Annotated in this window: 16 protein-coding genes; 11 read left to right on the top strand and 5 right to left on the bottom strand. The window is 72.5% G+C overall.

Annotated features, from left to right (window positions below; translation table 11 throughout):
* Positions 1–85 precede the first annotated feature (85 nt).
* The 3 genes from ACIBEF_RS26495 to ACIBEF_RS26485 all read left to right on the top strand — a co-directional run bounded on the left by ACIBEF_RS26495 (position 86) and on the right by ACIBEF_RS26485 (position 2,447).
* Complete coding sequence (locus ACIBEF_RS26495) at positions 86–526, top strand: SRPBCC family protein (protein WP_355007227.1); 441 nt, start codon at positions 86–88, stop codon at positions 524–526.
* Positions 527–528: 2 nt separating this feature from the next.
* Positions 529–1,530, top strand: a complete 1,002-nt coding sequence (locus ACIBEF_RS26490) for an SDR family oxidoreductase (RefSeq protein ID WP_396795848.1) — start codon at positions 529–531, stop codon at positions 1,528–1,530.
* 149 nt (positions 1,531–1,679) lie between these two features.
* Entirely contained in the window at positions 1,680–2,447 is a 768-nt protein-coding gene (locus ACIBEF_RS26485; RefSeq protein ID WP_396795847.1) for a polyprenol monophosphomannose synthase, read from the top strand.
* 116 nt (positions 2,448–2,563) lie between these two features.
* On the opposite strand, the gene ACIBEF_RS26480 is transcribed toward ACIBEF_RS26485, so the two are convergent.
* Positions 2,564–4,174 (bottom strand): phytoene desaturase family protein, encoded by a 1,611-nt coding sequence (locus ACIBEF_RS26480; protein WP_396795846.1) that lies wholly within the window; start codon positions 4,172–4,174, stop codon positions 2,564–2,566.
* Between the two features lie 72 nt (positions 4,175–4,246).
* Between ACIBEF_RS26480 and ACIBEF_RS26475 the strand changes: the two genes are divergently transcribed.
* Entirely contained in the window at positions 4,247–5,680 is a 1,434-nt protein-coding gene (locus ACIBEF_RS26475) for an aldehyde dehydrogenase family protein (RefSeq protein ID WP_396795845.1), read from the top strand.
* Between the two features lie 72 nt (positions 5,681–5,752).
* Here the strand turns inward: ACIBEF_RS26475 and ACIBEF_RS26470 are convergent, their stop codons facing one another.
* On the bottom strand, positions 5,753–6,154 hold the full coding sequence (locus ACIBEF_RS26470; RefSeq protein WP_396795844.1) for a ChaB family protein: 402 nt from the start codon (positions 6,152–6,154) through the stop codon (positions 5,753–5,755).
* 176 nt (positions 6,155–6,330) lie between these two features.
* Between ACIBEF_RS26470 and ACIBEF_RS26465 the strand changes: the two genes are divergently transcribed.
* The 4 genes from ACIBEF_RS26465 (at position 6,331) to ACIBEF_RS26450 (ending at position 8,715) form a co-directional block, all read left to right on the top strand.
* On the top strand, positions 6,331–7,317 hold the full coding sequence (locus ACIBEF_RS26465; protein ID WP_396795843.1) for a YihY/virulence factor BrkB family protein: 987 nt from the start codon (positions 6,331–6,333) through the stop codon (positions 7,315–7,317).
* Between the two features lie 90 nt (positions 7,318–7,407).
* Complete coding sequence (locus tag ACIBEF_RS26460; RefSeq protein WP_088947320.1) at positions 7,408–7,824, top strand: DUF2795 domain-containing protein; 417 nt, start codon at positions 7,408–7,410, stop codon at positions 7,822–7,824.
* A gap of 52 nt (positions 7,825–7,876) precedes the next feature.
* Positions 7,877–8,338, top strand: coding sequence for an SRPBCC family protein (locus ACIBEF_RS26455; RefSeq protein WP_091401658.1), 462 nt, complete (start codon positions 7,877–7,879; stop codon positions 8,336–8,338).
* Between the two features lie 116 nt (positions 8,339–8,454).
* Positions 8,455–8,715, top strand: coding sequence for a hypothetical protein (locus tag ACIBEF_RS26450; protein WP_196927399.1), 261 nt, complete (start codon positions 8,455–8,457; stop codon positions 8,713–8,715).
* Here the strand turns inward: ACIBEF_RS26450 and ACIBEF_RS26445 are convergent.
* A complete protein-coding gene (locus tag ACIBEF_RS26445; RefSeq protein ID WP_396795842.1) occupies positions 8,673–9,977 on the bottom strand; it encodes an MFS transporter in 1,305 nt (434 codons plus the stop codon). The genes ACIBEF_RS26450 and ACIBEF_RS26445 overlap by 43 nt on opposite strands.
* Positions 9,978–10,135: 158 nt before the next feature.
* On the opposite strand from ACIBEF_RS26445, the gene ACIBEF_RS26440 reads away from it, so the two are divergent.
* On the top strand, positions 10,136–10,345 hold the full coding sequence (locus tag ACIBEF_RS26440; RefSeq protein ID WP_210787345.1) for a hypothetical protein: 210 nt from the start codon (positions 10,136–10,138) through the stop codon (positions 10,343–10,345).
* Here the strand turns inward: ACIBEF_RS26440 and ACIBEF_RS26435 are convergent.
* Complete coding sequence (locus ACIBEF_RS26435; RefSeq protein WP_396795840.1) at positions 10,342–10,791, bottom strand: hypothetical protein; 450 nt, start codon at positions 10,789–10,791, stop codon at positions 10,342–10,344. The genes ACIBEF_RS26440 and ACIBEF_RS26435 overlap by 4 nt on opposite strands.
* 162 nt (positions 10,792–10,953) lie before the next feature.
* Between ACIBEF_RS26435 and ACIBEF_RS26430 the strand changes: the two genes are divergently transcribed.
* Positions 10,954–11,307, top strand: coding sequence for a DUF6401 family natural product biosynthesis protein (locus ACIBEF_RS26430; protein WP_396795838.1), 354 nt, complete (start codon positions 10,954–10,956; stop codon positions 11,305–11,307).
* 67 nt (positions 11,308–11,374) lie between these two features.
* Here ACIBEF_RS26430 and ACIBEF_RS26425 read toward each other — a convergent pair whose 3' ends face one another.
* Positions 11,375–12,184, bottom strand: a complete 810-nt coding sequence (locus tag ACIBEF_RS26425; RefSeq protein ID WP_396795837.1) for a hypothetical protein — start codon at positions 12,182–12,184, stop codon at positions 11,375–11,377.
* Positions 12,185–12,382: 198 nt separating this feature from the next.
* On the opposite strand from ACIBEF_RS26425, the gene ACIBEF_RS26420 reads away from it, so the two are divergent.
* The gene (locus ACIBEF_RS26420) at positions 12,383–14,236 is read left to right on the top strand and encodes a SpoIIE family protein phosphatase (RefSeq protein WP_396795835.1); all 1,854 of its coding nucleotides are present in this window, start codon (positions 12,383–12,385) and stop codon (positions 14,234–14,236) included.
* The last annotated feature ends 8 nt before the right edge of the window (positions 14,237–14,244 follow it).

Genomic DNA, 14,244 nt, shown 5'->3' with positions numbered 1-14,244 from the left:
TGCCCCGGGAAGGCCTTACCCGCCGCCCCCGAGAAGCTAACCCCGCCGGTCGTTAGCCCGTACGTGGCGTGGGTATGAAAGCCCAGTGGCGATTGTGGAGAAAGTGATCGACGCTCCCCCGCAGCAGGTGTTCGACGTGCTCGCCGACGGGTGGACGTACAGCGACTGGGTGGTGGGCACCGCACACATGCGGGACGTGGACGACGCCTGGCCCCGGGTGGGCAGCCAACTGCATCACCGGGCCGGGCCATGGCCGGTCTCGTTGCAGGACGCGTCGACGGTGCTGGTCTGCGAACCGCCGCACCGGCTCGTGCTCAAGGCCGGTCTCTGGCCGGCGGGCGAGGCGATAGTGGCCTTCACCCTGGAACCGGTCGGCGACGGCGCCACCCGGGTGCGTCTCGGGGAGGATTTCGCGGCCGGACCGCTCCGCTGGGTCCACAACAAGATCAACGATCTCGTCCTGCACAGACGTAACCGGGAGACCCTGGCCCGACTCTCCGACATCGCCACCCGACAGAAGGGGTGACAGTGACACGGACCGTGGTGGTGACCGGCGCGAGCGCCGGCGTCGGCCGGGCCGTGGCCCACGCGTACGCGGCACGCGGCGCCCGGCTGGCGCTGCTGGCTCGGGGCGAGGCGGGTCTGGTGGCCGCCGAGCGGGAGTGCCGACTGCGCGGCGCGACAGACGTGCGCGTGTACCGGGTCGACGTGGCCGACGCGGGCGCGGTGCAGCAGGCCGCCGACGACGTGGTGCACCACTGGGGCGGCATCGACGTGTGGGTCAACAACGCGATGGCGTCGGTGTTCGCGCCGGCCTGGGAGATTCCGGCGCGCGAGTTCCGTCGGGTCACCGAGGTCACCTACCTGGGCACCGTCCACGGCACCCTCGCCGCGCTGCGGCACATGCGGGCGCATGGGCGGGGCACGATCGTCCAGGTCGGATCGGCGTTGGCCTACCGGGGGATCCCGCTGCAGGCGGCGTACTGCGCCAGCAAGCACGCCGTCCAGGGGTTCAACGACTCGCTGCGCGCCGAGCTGCTGCACGACTGCCCCGGGGTGAAGGTGTCGATGGTGCAGCTACCCGCGGTCAACACGCCGCAGTTCTCCTGGGTCCGCACCCGGCTGCCCCGGCATCCGCAGCCGGTGCCGCCGATCTTCACTCCGGAGCTGGCCGCCCGAGCCATCGTCTGGGCCGCCGACCGCGGCACCAGGGAGCTGAACGTGGGTGGCCCGACCTGGCAGGCGCGGGTGGCCGACGCCCTGTTCCCCGGCCTGCTGGACCGGAAGCTGGCCCGCGACGGCTACGACAGCCAGCAGACCGGTGAGAAGATCGATCCGGCGACCTGGCGGGACAATCTGGATCACCCAGGCGATGCGGACACGGACCGGGGCACGGCGGGCGTCTTCCGCGAACAGGCGCGAGACCGCTCCGCGGCGCTCTGGGTCGGCACGCACAAACCGGCGCTCTCCGGTGTCGCGCTCGCCGTCGCGGCGCTCGCACTCAGCGTTGCCGCTCGCCGTCGGCGCTGACCACCACAAGCCTCTGACCAGGGGTTCGACGCCCACGCACGGTGGGCGGCGGGGGCCCGCAACACCCGGAAGGGGTGCCTCCCTCCGACCGAATGCGGGAACTAGATACCCTTTCCATGACCCTTGTCCGCAAACCGAGGATGACCGACATGATCAAGCCGGTGCAGTTGCCGTCGCCGTGGCGGGACGCACGCCTGACCGTCGTCGTGCCCACCTACAACGAGGCGGGCAACCTTCCGACGCTGGTCGAGCGACTGCTCGCGCTGCCGCTGCCAGGGCTGCGCATCCTCGTCGCCGACGACAACTCCCCCGACGGCACCGGGGAGGTGGCCGACAAGTTGGCCATCGAGAACCCCGACCGGATCGAGGTCGTGCACCGCGCCGGCAAGGAGGGCCTCGGCCGGGCGTACGTGGACGGGATGACCCGGGCGATCGAGGGCGGCGCCGAGTACGTGGCGCAGATGGACGCCGACCTCTCGCACCCGCCCGAGGCGCTGCCAGGGATGCTCGGCGCCCTGCTCTCCACCCAGGCCAGCGTGGTGATCGGTTCCCGCTACGTGCCCGGCGGCGAGCTGGACGAGAACTGGCCGCTCTACCGCAGGGCGCTCAGCGGCTGGGCCAATCTCTACGTGCACACCCTGCTGCGGGTACGCATCCGGGACCTCACCGCCGGGTTCAAGATCTGGCGGGCCGAGGCCCTGCGCGACATCGACCTGGAGCGGGTGCGGTCCAACGGCTACAGCTTCCAGGTGGAGATGCACTACCTCGCCACCAAGCTGGGGCACACCATCCTGGAGGTGCCGATCCGCTTCGAGGAGCGGCGCGACGGCGTCTCCAAGATGACCACCGCGACCAAGGTGGAGAGCGCCCTGATGCCCTTCCGCCTCCGCAGCAAACACCGCAACATCACCAGCTAAAGCCCCAGCCCCACCCGGACCCCGACCGCCTTGTTGATCAAGGGGTTGGCGTCACCGACGGCGGCAGAGCTGACGCCAACTTCTTGATCACCGCGGGACAGCGGTGGGTGGGTGGTTCAGGGGGTGGGGTAGATGGCGCGGTGGGCGGTGGCGATGGCTGCGGCGTACGCGCGGCCGGTGAGCGCTCGGTCGCGGGCCAGGGCCGCCCGGGCGGCGTTCGCGCCGGGCGCGCCGTGTACACCGCCACCGGGGTGCGCCGACGCGCTGGCCAGGAAGAGCCGGTCCACCGGGGTGTCCGCCCGGCCCAGGCCAGGGATCGGGCGCAGGAAGAGCTGCTGGTACGCGGCAGCGGTCCCGCCGCCGAGCGTTCCACCGACCAGGCTCGGATTGCCCTTCTCCAGATCGGCCGGCCCGGCCACGTGTCGGCCCACGATCAGGCTGCGGAAACCCGGGGCCGCCGCCTCCAGCACGTCCTCCATCCGCTGCACGTGCCCGGCGACCTCCTCGGCCCGCCAGTTCCGCCGGAACGGCAGGTGGGTGTACGACCACAGCGACTCGGTGCCGGGCGGGGAGCGGCTCGGGTCCGCCACCGACATCTGCCCGACCAGCAGGAACGGGTCGCGGGGCAGCTCGCCACGGGCCAACTCGCTGGCGTAGTGGGTGAGCCCGTTCAGGTCCGCGCCGAGGTGAACGGTGCCGGCGCCGGCCAACTGCCGGTTCGTCCACGGCATCGGCGCGGAGAGCGCCCAGTCCACCTTCAGCGTGGAGCCGTCCCACCGGAAGTGCGCCAGGTCCTCCACCAGCCGCGACGGCAGCGCCGCGGCGCCGACCAGGTCGAGGTAGAACGCCGGTGCCGGCACATCGGCGAGCACGGCCCGCCGGGCCCGCCACAGCGCGCCGCCGACGGTGCGGACCCCCACCGCCCGGCCTCGGGCGGTGAGCACCCGGTCGACCGGAGCGCCGTAGAGGATCGCCCCGCCGCGCGCCTGTAGCCGATCCACCAGTGCGTTGGTGATCTGCTGCGCGCCGCCGTCGGGCACCGGCCAGCCAATCTGCTGGCCGAGCATGGCCAGCAGCCAGCCGTACACCCCGGAGCCGGCCTCCTCCGGGGACAGGTCGGTGTGCAGGGCACAGCCGGCCAGCAGGGCCGGCCCGCCGGGACCGTCGAAGAGTTCGCTGCCAAGTTTGCGGACCGGTACGACGAGCCGGCGCGCGAGTCGCAGCGCGCCGGCGACGCGCAGCCGACGCAGGAGGCCCAGCCCGCCGCGTACCGGCGGGAACGGCGAGGTGATCGCCTCCAGCATCGGCTCGGCCACGTCGAGCCAGTCGGTGTACGCGTTGAGCCAGCGCTTACCGTCCCCGGGGGCGAACTGCTCCAGCGACGCGGCGGTGACATCCGGATCCCGATTGATCACCGCAGCTCGACCGTCGGGCAGCAGGTGCGCCAGCACGTCCGGCGAGTGACGCCAGGACAGCCCGTGTCGGCCCAGGTCCAGGCCGCCCAGCACCGGCGAGGCGTACCCGAGGGGGTAGAACGAGCTGTAGAGGTCGCTGAGGTAGCCGGGCGCGGTGACCTCGGCCGAGCGGACCGCGCCGCCGGGCACCGCGGTCGCCTCCAGCACCACCACGTCCCAGCCGGCGTCGGCCAGCAGGTTGGCCGCCACCAGGCCGTTGTGCCCGGCCCCGATGATGACGGCGTCCGCGCTCGGCGCGGTGGTGGTTGTCATCGGATCCGCCTACCCGGCGCGCAACCGGGCGAAACGCGTTTGCCTCGTCGAGGCCGGGGCATCCAGCGCCGCATGTACACGGTTGCGCAGCTGGTGGGCGGGGTGTGGGGTGCGGGCGGCGACGGCGGCGAGCTGGTGGTGCGTGATCCGGCGGACGACACGCCGGTGAGCACGGTGCCGGTGGCCACCGCCGACGAGGTGGGCAAGGCGACCCAGGCGGCCCGCAACGCGGCGGCCCAGTGGGCGGCGACCGCCCCGGCGGGACGGGCGGCGGCGCTGCACCGGGCCGCCGACGCGGTGAAGGCGGTCACCGATGAGTTGGCGGCGGCGGTCACCGCCGAGATGGGCAAGCCCCTCGCCGACGCCCGCGGCGGCGTCGAGGCGGGGATCGGCACCCTGCGACAGTACGCGGAACTGGCACCCCTTCGCGGCGGGCGCACGCTCAACGGCGAAGCCGAAGCGCTGGACTTCCTGACCCCGCAGCCACGCGGGGTGGTCGCGGCGATCACCCCCTGGAACGACCCGGTGGCGGTCTCCTGTGGACTGCTCGGAGCGGCCCTGGTGACCGGGAACGTGGTGCTCTACAAGCCGAGCGAACGCACACCGGCAACGGGTTGGTTGGTGGCCCGAGCACTGGACGCGGCACTGCCGGCGGGGGTGTTGTCGCTGCTCACCGGCGGCCCGGAGGTGGGTGCGGCGCTGGCGGCGCAGGACGTCGACGTGGTGGCCCACGTGGGTTCCACAGCGACCGGGCGGGCGATCGCCGCTGCGGCGGCCCGTACCGGGGCGAAGGTGCTCCTGGAGAACGGCGGCAGTGACCCGTTGATCGTGGACGCGGGCGTCGACCCGGAGTGGGCGGCGGAGCAGGCCGCGCTCGGCGCGTTCGCCAACGCCGGGCAGATCTGCGTGGCGGTGGAGCGGCTCTACGTGCACCGGGAGGTGGCCGACGATTTCGTGGCAGCGCTGGTCCGACGCGCCGCAGCGCTGCGGGTCGGGCCGGGCCGGGACCCGGGCACCGAGCTGGGGCCGCTGGTCGACCGACGGCACCGGGACCACGTGCACGGTCAGGTGGCCGCCGCGCTGGCGGACGGCGCACGGGTGCGGGTGGGCGGCGAGGTGCCGGACGGCCCGGGGGCGTTCTACCCGGCCACCGTCGTCACCGACTGTCGCCACGACATGCCGCTGGTCCGGGAGGAGACCTTCGGGCCGGTCGCACCGGTGGTGGTGGTCGACTCGTTCGACGAGGCGCTGCGCTGCGCCGCGGACTCGCCGTACGGGCTGGCCGCCACGGTGTTGACCCCGTCGATGAGTCACGCGCAGCAGGCGTGGCGGGAGTTGCCGGTGGGCACGGTCAAGGTCAACGCGGTGTTCGGGGGTGCGCCGGGGGGTGCCGCGCATCCGCGCCGGGCCAGCGGGCAGGGCTTCGGGTACGGCCCGGAGCTGCTGGACGAGTTCACCGCGACGAAGGCGGTGCACATCGAGGCGCCGGGAGGCGGGCACTGGTGAGAACAGCACGGGCGGACGCAGGGGTGGAGCGTCCGCCCGTACCGCGTCGGTGGTGCTCCGGTGCGGCGGCGCTCAGTCGCCGCGGGCCCTGCGGGTGGCGCGGTCGTTGGCCTTCTCGATGGCCGTGACCAGCTCCGGTTTGGTCATGCTGGACCGCCCGGGCACGTCGAGTTTGCGGGCCACCGACATCAGGTGGTCCTTGGAGGCGTTGGCGTCGACGCCACCGGCGGTGGGTGCCCGTCGTTCCGGACCGCCACCGGCGGCCTGCTGGTCGCTGGGGCCCTTGCGGCCCTTCGGCTCCCAGTGGTCGCCCACCTTCTCGAACTGATGCTTCACCGCGGCGAAGGCGGTGCGGTGCGACCGCTCCCCCTCGCCGTAGGTCTCGACCGCCGAGTCGTGCGTCTTCTCCCAGGTGCGCTGCGCCTTCTCCGGGGAGCGTCGCAGCGTGCTGGGCAGGTCTTCGCGCCCGGGCATCTCGTCCTCCTCCGTGTCGACAGGGTCACTGTGACCGTTCCCCGGTGACCGGGCGGCAAACCATAGCGGCGGCGGTCGGACACCGGGCGGGTTTGTCGATTTCACCATCCGGGTACCGGCGGGCCAGGCCAGACCGGACGACCGGTCATCCGGCGGCCGGGGCGCAGGGAGCGGGCATGACGACCACGGAGCCGGGTACGACGCTCGACGGCACACCGCACCCCCAGGTGCCCCGACGGATGCGGCAGCTGAGCTGGCGGACCTGGCGCGGAGTGCTGGTACGCAGCGTGCAGAACTTCGTCAACGACAACTGCTCCGACTGGGCCGCCGCGCTGACCTACTACGGGGTCCTGGCGCTCTTCCCGTCCGCCATCGTGGTGGTGGCGCTGGTCGGCCTGGTCTCCGACGGGGAGCGGACCCTGGACACCGTGGTCGACCTGGCCAACCAGGTCGGTGCCGGGGCGGTGCTCAGCGACGACGAGGGCGGCGTGCTGAAGGTGATCCGTTCCGTGGTGCTGGAGCAGAGCAACCCGAAGCTTCTGCTCAGCTTCGGTCTGCTCGGCGCGCTCTGGTCCGCGTCCGGCTTCATCGGCGCGTTCACCCGCGCCTCCAATGCCGTCTACGGGGTGACCGAGGGCCGCCCGGTCTGGAAGCTCCGGCCGCTACAGATCGGCCTGGCGGCGATCACGCTGGTGCTGCTCGCGGTGGTCGCCCTCGCCCTGATCGTCAGTGGGCCGGTCACCGATGCGGTCGGCGACCTGGTCAACGCCGGCGGCCTGGCCCGCACGACGTGGAGCGTGGCGAAGTGGCCGGTCCTCGCCATGATCATGATGGCGCTGCTGTCCCTGCTGTTCTGGATCGCGCCGAACGTGCGCCAGCCCCGGTTCCGCTGGCTCACCCCGGGCGGCGCGGTGGCCCTGATCTCCTGGGCGGCGGCCTCCTTCGGCTTCGGCCTCTACGTGGCCAACTTCGGCTCGTACAACACCACCTACGGCAGCCTCGGAGCGGCCATCGCGTTCCTGGTCTGGCTCTACCTGTCCAACTCGGCACTGATGCTGGGCGTGCAGATCAACTCCGAGGTGCAGCGCGGGCGGCAGTTGCAGGCCGGCGACCCGGACCCGGACGAGCCGGTGCTGCCGCCCCGCAAGCCCGCCAACGACTGAGCCTCCGTTTCCCGCCCGGATGTCCGGCCCACGGCCGGACCGAGGGCCGGTGCCGGTTTATCGGCCCGGGTGCCGGGTAGCGCAGAAGGCATGGAGCGTGGCAACAGCAAGCACGGACCGAGGATCGACGAACAGATGAGTCAGGAGGTCAGCGGCCTCGTACAGGGGCCGGGGACCGGTGGCTCTCGAGTCGACGAGTCGCGGGTGCCGGAACCGGCTGGCGAGGACCAGCCGGAGACGACCACCGCCCCGGCCGGCGACCTGCGCACCGGCACCCCGCAGGGCATGAGCTCTACGGACGTCGAGCAACGCAGCCGGCTCGGCCGGTTCATCTCGATGAGCGCGCTGCCGGGCGACCGTCTGGTGCTCATTGCCAGCGCCCGCGAGAACGAGGCGCCGGACGACATCGTGGCGGCGCTGGAACGGCTGCCCGAGGGCACCGTCTACCAGACGGTCTCCGAGGTGTGGGCGGCGCTGGGCAACAAGAACGAGACAACTCGCTGGTGACCAGGATCGCCCCCGATCCGGCAATCCACCAGCGACTGAAGGAGGTTCCCCGATGAGTGGCGTTACCGAACATGTGGACGTGTCCGTACCCGTACGCACCGCGTACGACCAGTGGACGCAGTTCGAGGAGTTCCCCCAGTTCATGGAGGGCGTGCAGGAGGTCCGGCAGCTCTCCGACACGATGACCCACTGGACCGTGGACATCGCCGGGGTGAAGCGCGAGTTCGACGCGGAGATCACCGAACAGCTCCCCGACGAGCGGGTCGCCTGGCGCTCGACCGACGGCACGCAGCAGGCCGGCGTGGTGACCTTCCACCGACTGGACCAGGACAAGACCAGGGTCACCCTGCAGCTCGAGTTCGAGCCGCACGGCGTGGTCGAGCAGGCCGGCGACAAGCTCGGCATCGTCGACCGACGGGCCAAGGGCGACCTGGAGCGGTTCAAGACCTACATCGAGCGCCGTGGTCAGGAGACCGGCGCGTGGCGCGGGCAGGTGGACCGTCCGCAGCCGTGACCCCGGGCAGCAGCAGTGACCTGCGATGGCCGTCGGGACACCGGCGGCCATCGCCGTGTCCGAGCCTGCTCGGCGGGCACCGTTTGCGATCATCGTGCCCGGGTACGGCTGAAGGTATGACCGACGACAACATCAGGGTGTGGCGGGACGAGGAGCGGCTTCCGTTGGAGGAATTGGAGCGCGCCGTGTCGGGCTCCAGCCTCGACGGGCAGGCCGACGACGTGACGGGCAACGACGCCGGCGAGGAGGCCACGTTCGGGCACGGGCCGGCCGCGTCGGACCGCGACGGTGCGGTCCGGGGCAACAGCCGGGAGGACACCGACCCGCAGCGCGCCTACCGCCCGTCCACCACCGGCCGTACCGGGCCGGACGTCTGAGGATCGCTTCCGGGCTGGGCGGGCACCACCGGCACGGGACGTCCCGCAGCCGGTCGACGCGCGCCCCACTCGTAGAGCGCGATCAGCGCCAACGCGAGCACCAGCAGGGCCGATCCCAGCACCTGTACCGAGGTGTTGCCGATCAGCACGCCCAGCCCGGCCGGGACGAGCGCCGCGCCGACGCCCGAGGCACCGATCTGCATCCCGATGGCGCGGTCCGCGTGCGCCGCGCCAACCCGGTCGGCGGTGGTCAGGGTGAGCAGCGGAAACACCGGCGCGGCCGCGAAACCGACAACGACCAGGCCGAGCACCGCAAGGACGGCCGGTCCGGGAACGGCGATCAGCGCCGCGCCGACGGCCATTCCGGCCAGGCTGGCCCGCAACACCAACCCCGCCCCCAGGCGCTCGGCCACCAGACCCTGCACGACCCGGCCCACGAAGAGACTTCCCCAGTACGCGGAGACGCAGCCGCCGGCCACCGCCGCGCTGAGCCCGCGCCCCTCGGTCAGCAGCAGGAACGCCCACAGGCCGGCGGACACCTCGATGGCCACGTACAGAGCGAAGGCGAGCAGCCCTGACCAGACCGCCGGCAGCCGCAGCGTGTCCCTCACCGGGACCTGGACGATGGACGCCGGCCCGGAAGCCGCGGCGGCGGGCCCTGCGGCCGAGGCATCCGCCTCGGCGACGGCCGGGGCGTCACGACGCCAGGCCCGCACGGTGAGCGCGAACGCGACGGCGAGGACGAGTTGGGCGGCGGCCACGATGCCGTAGCCCCAGCGCCAGGCGAGCCCGGCGCTCAGCACCGCGGTCATGATCAGGGGACCGATGGCCACGCCGAGGCCGAAGAAGGCGTGCAACCAGTTCATGTGGCGGGCCCCGAAGGCCCCGGCGGCGTACGCGTTGAGCCCGGAGTCGACAGCGCCGGAGCCGAGCCCCAGCAGCAGCGCACAGCCCACCAGCACCGCCAGCACGGGGCTCACCGAGTAGCCGGTCAACGCCAGGCTGGCCAGCAGGGTGCTACCGGCGAGCAGGGCGCCCACGCCGACCCGGGCCAGCGTGAAGCCGGCCAGCACGCTGGAGGTGAGGTAGCCGAGGGTGCCGGCGGTGAGCACCCAGCCGACGGCCTCGGTCGGCACGTCGAAGTCGCCTCGGATCGAGGGCCAGGCGACGCCGAGCAGGCCGTCGGGCAGGCCGAGACTGACGAACGCGAGGTAGGACAGCAGGAGCAGTGCGGCGCGGGGACGCGCGGGCGTGGTGGACACGAGAAACCATCCTGCCGCAGGGGCACCCTAGCGCCGTCGGCACCCGATCGCTCGCCACGCAAAGAAGTCGTGTCCGTACGGTCGAGAAAACGGACAGCTCATCCAGAATCGGCCGATCGGAGGACGGCAAGCCGGCCGGTTCGCGTAAGAATTTCGGGATGCATCAGGGCTCCGGAATCCTCTCCACGCGTCAGCGCAAGCTCGCCTGGCTCGGCTTTCTGCTGGCCGCGCTTCAGGCACCCGTGTCCGCCTGGCTCGTCGCCGACGAGTCGTGGCTGTTCAGCCTCTGCGTCGCGCTGATGGTGGCCACCGTGATCATCGCAGACGACGCGGCACGGCGTCGTCCGGCCGACGCGACAAGCGACTAGCCTCCGCCGTCCGGCCGGGCCTCGTGGCCCGGCCGGCCCCGGCTCCGGCGGTGTTCCTTCATCTCCGCCTCGTAGAGATGGCGCCGCCCACCCACCAACTCGTCGCGGGCCTGCTGGTCCAACTCCCGGAACAGCGCGTGGTAGCCGTCGTCGAAGTCCTCGACGATCTGAAACGTCCACCGTCCGGCGATGACGTTGCGGCCGCGCAGCTCGGTGGCGATCCGGTCGGCGAGGCGCGGATGCCCGGCGGCCTGGAACTGTTCCACAGCGTCGTCGAGCATCAGGTCGGCATGACCGATCAACTGGTGCATCGAGTAGAGATGCCCCCGGGCCCGCTCCACACACTCCAGCGCCTCGCTGAGCTTGCCGAGCGCGGCGATGGTCGCGTCGCTGACACCGTCCGGCCGCCGGTGCCGCTCGTCGGGTCCGTCCGCCTGCTGTCCCATCCGTGCCTCCGTGCCGGGTGCGGTCAAAGCTGAGTGTTCTCCTGCTGCCCCGTCTGTACCGGATCAATCCCCCAGGTCAGCGGCGAGCGCCCCAGTGGCGCAGCCGACATCCGCCGAGCGGACGAGGTCGACGCGGTCACTGGTCGGTTAGCCTCGGTCACCATGCGTGTGCCGTTCAACCGGGTCGCCTCCCGTACCGCCGTCGACTCGGCGCGGTCCACCCTGGCCGCCCTCACCGTCTCCGTGGGCACTGTCGGGCTCACCGCCGCTGCCGCGCGCCCGGGGCTGCTGGCCCTCGTCGACCAGCATGCGGCGGCCGTCCGCGACAGCCTCGACGGCGACCGCACGCCGCTGACCTCCGCGGCGCTCGCCGGCTACGCCGAGGGGGTGCGCGCCGCCGCGCTGGAGCACGGGTGGACGCCGCCCAGCGGGGCGGTGGACTGGAGCGAGCCGGAGTGGCTGCTCACCCGGCTGGTCGCGGTCTGCGCGCTGGCTCGCGCACTCGACCAGCACTGACACGCGAGGGGAGGGCACCCCGCGTCGTACGCGGAACACCCTCCCACCCGTCGTGCCGTTCCGCCCGCTACGAGCGGTACTGCTGGGCTTCGTCCACCCGAGGCATCGCCTGGGTACGGTCACCCCCGCGGTCGGCCATCTGCCGCTCCACGTCGCTACGCCCGGCCGACGCGGCCTGACGTTGCTGCTGCACCGCCCGAGCCTCCTGGGCCGCCCGGTCCAGCCAGCCGTCCCAGCGTCTCTGCATCGGCTTCACGAGACCACCACCGACGCCGACGATCAGGATGCCGGCCACCGTGGCGAGCACCGCGATCAGCACCGGAGTGGTCACCGTGGTGGCGATACCCACCTGGTTCAGGGCGGCGATCACACCCAGCGCGATGATGAAGATCGCCGTCAGGTCGGCCAGCACCTTGCCGTACGAGAGCCCTCCCAACGCCCCGGTGACCAGATCCCGCACGGCGTTGGCGATCGCGGCCGCCACCACCACGATGACGATCGCGATGAACGCGCGCGGCAGCCAGGACACCACGCCGCTGATCAGGTCACTGATCGCGTTGGGCCCCCAGACTCCGAAGGCGAACTGCAGCGTGAACAGCAGTACGGCGTAGTACGCCAGTCTGGCCAGGATGTCGCTGGCGTCGTACTTCGTTCTCTCCAGGGCCCGTTTGATGCCGCCACGTTCGACCGCCTGGTCGAAGTGCACCCGTTCCAGCACCGTATCCACGATCTTGAGGACGGCTCTGGCGATGAGCCAGCCGACCACGAGGATGACGATGAAGGCCACTGCCTTCGGGATGAAGAGCAGCACCGACCTCCAGGTGTCGGCGATGGCATCGCCGATGTCGGCCTGCCGGACCGCGAGGGTTTTCAGCATGATGTCCCTCCTGTCGCATGGACTGCGCCGGGCGCATACCCGGCAACCGGTCCCGCACTCCGCGCAGCGCGCGGCGTTTTTCCCGACAGACCTCCGGACCGGGGCTCTGAACTGCCCAAACGGCCACTGCGACGGACTCGGCGACGGCCCGCCGCCGTGGTCGGATGCCTTTTCCGGTCGGCCGACTAGGCTGCGAACATGCCAGGAACGGTCGGGCGGGTCCCCACGCCAGCAACTCCGGGCCCGGGCGCACCCACCGGGTCCCGCCCGGCCGTCGGCGTGCTCGCCCACGACTGGGCCAACACGCCGCTGGGCCCGGCCGACGACTGGGACGTCGCCCTCCAGACGGTGGTGGAGCTGGTCCTCGCCTCGCCGATGCCGATGGCCCTGGCGTACGGCGACGACCTCGTCCTGCTCTACAACGCCGGCTACGCCGAACTGCTGGGCACCAAACACCCGAGCGCCCTCGGTCGTCCGGCCTCCGAGGTGTTCGCGGAGATCTGGGCGCTGCCCGGCGTCGGCGCGGTGATCGAGCGCTGCTACCGGCAGGGCGAACCCTTCCTGGAGAAGGAGTCCACCCTCCCGCTGGTCCGTGGGCACTCCGCGACGGTGGAGCAGGCGGTCTTCACCCGGGGCTACTCACCGGTGCGCGACAGCGCCGGGCAGATCGTCGGCGTGTTGACTGTCGCGGCCGAGACCACCCACGTCACCGAGCAGTTGCAGAGCCTCAGCGAGGTGGCCGCAGCGCTCGCCGGCACCCTCACCCTCGACGACGTGGCCCGGGTGGCGCTGCGGTACGCGATCACCACGTTCGACCCCGACCAGGCCTCGTTCGCCGTCGACGAGGGTGGCGGCGGCTGGCGCATGGTGCGTCGGGTCCGTGGCGAGTTGTTGGACGAGGCCGACGAGCGGCTCCCCCCGCTCTGGCGGCGCGCGCCGGCAGACTGGTCGGCCCCGGTGGTGCAGGCGGCCCGCTCCGGCGCCCCGTCGTTCACCCGCGACGGACAGCCGCTGCGGGACACCGCCGTGGACCGCCACGACCAGAAGATCCGCGCGATGGCGGCCCTGCCGCTGGGCACCTCGGTGGTCCGCGGCGGGCTGGCGGTCGGCTACCAGGTTCCGCACACCTGGTCCCCCGCCGAGCGGGCGCTGCTGGCCGCGTCCGCCGAGCTGATCGGCCAGGCCGCCGAGCGGGCCCGCCGTTTCGAGACCCAGCACGGCACTGCCCAACTGTTGCAGCGCAGCATGTTGCCGGAGCACCTCCCGGATCTTCCCCGGTTGCGGATCGCGGCCCGCTACGACCCGGGCGTGGACGGCAACGCCGCCGGCGGCGACTTCTACGACGCGTTCCTGCTGCCCAACGGCTCGCTCGGCGTGGTGCTGGGCGACGTCGCCGGGCACGACGTGCAGGCCGCCGCGCGGATGGGGCAGGTCCGGGCCGCGCTGCGCGCTCTGGCCCTGGCCGACCCGACGCCCGACACGGTCCTGGCCGGCCTGGATCGGCTGGTGACCAGCCTCGGCGCGGAGGCCGGCACCCACGAGCTGTTCGTCACCGTCGCGTTCGGGGTGATCGACGCGGAGCGGCGGGAACTGACCCTGGCCAGCGCCGGTCACCCCGCACCGTTGATCCGCCGCGGTGACCCGGATGGTCGGTTCCACGCCGAGTACGTCGACGTCCCGGCCGGGCCGCCGCTGGGGTTGGGCGGCCGGCCGGGCACCACGACCGTCCCGTTCCGCCCCGGTGACACCCTGCTGCTGTTCAGCGACGGGGTGGTGGAGCGTCGCCGGCAGAGCCTGAGCGCCGGGCTGGCCACCCTCAGCGACGCCATTGCCAAGGCCGGCAGCGGCGACCCCCGCGCGCTCTGCGCGGTGGCCACCGCGGCGGTCCCGGGCGGCACGGAGGACGACGTGGCCGTGCTGGCGGTCGAGCACGCGCTCAGACCGAGTCGTGGGGGGGGGGGGGGGGTGGGTGGCGGCGGGGTGCCAGCCGGGCGCGGGGTGCGGGGGTTCGGAGGGGACCGCAACCACCTCGCCAGGGCAGGGACACCGTAGTAAGAGGG

This window comes from Micromonospora sp. NPDC050795, from assembly GCF_044456785.1.
GTDB lineage: Bacteria > Actinomycetota > Actinomycetes > Mycobacteriales > Micromonosporaceae > Micromonospora.
This window is presented reverse-complemented; position numbering and strand designations above follow the sequence as displayed.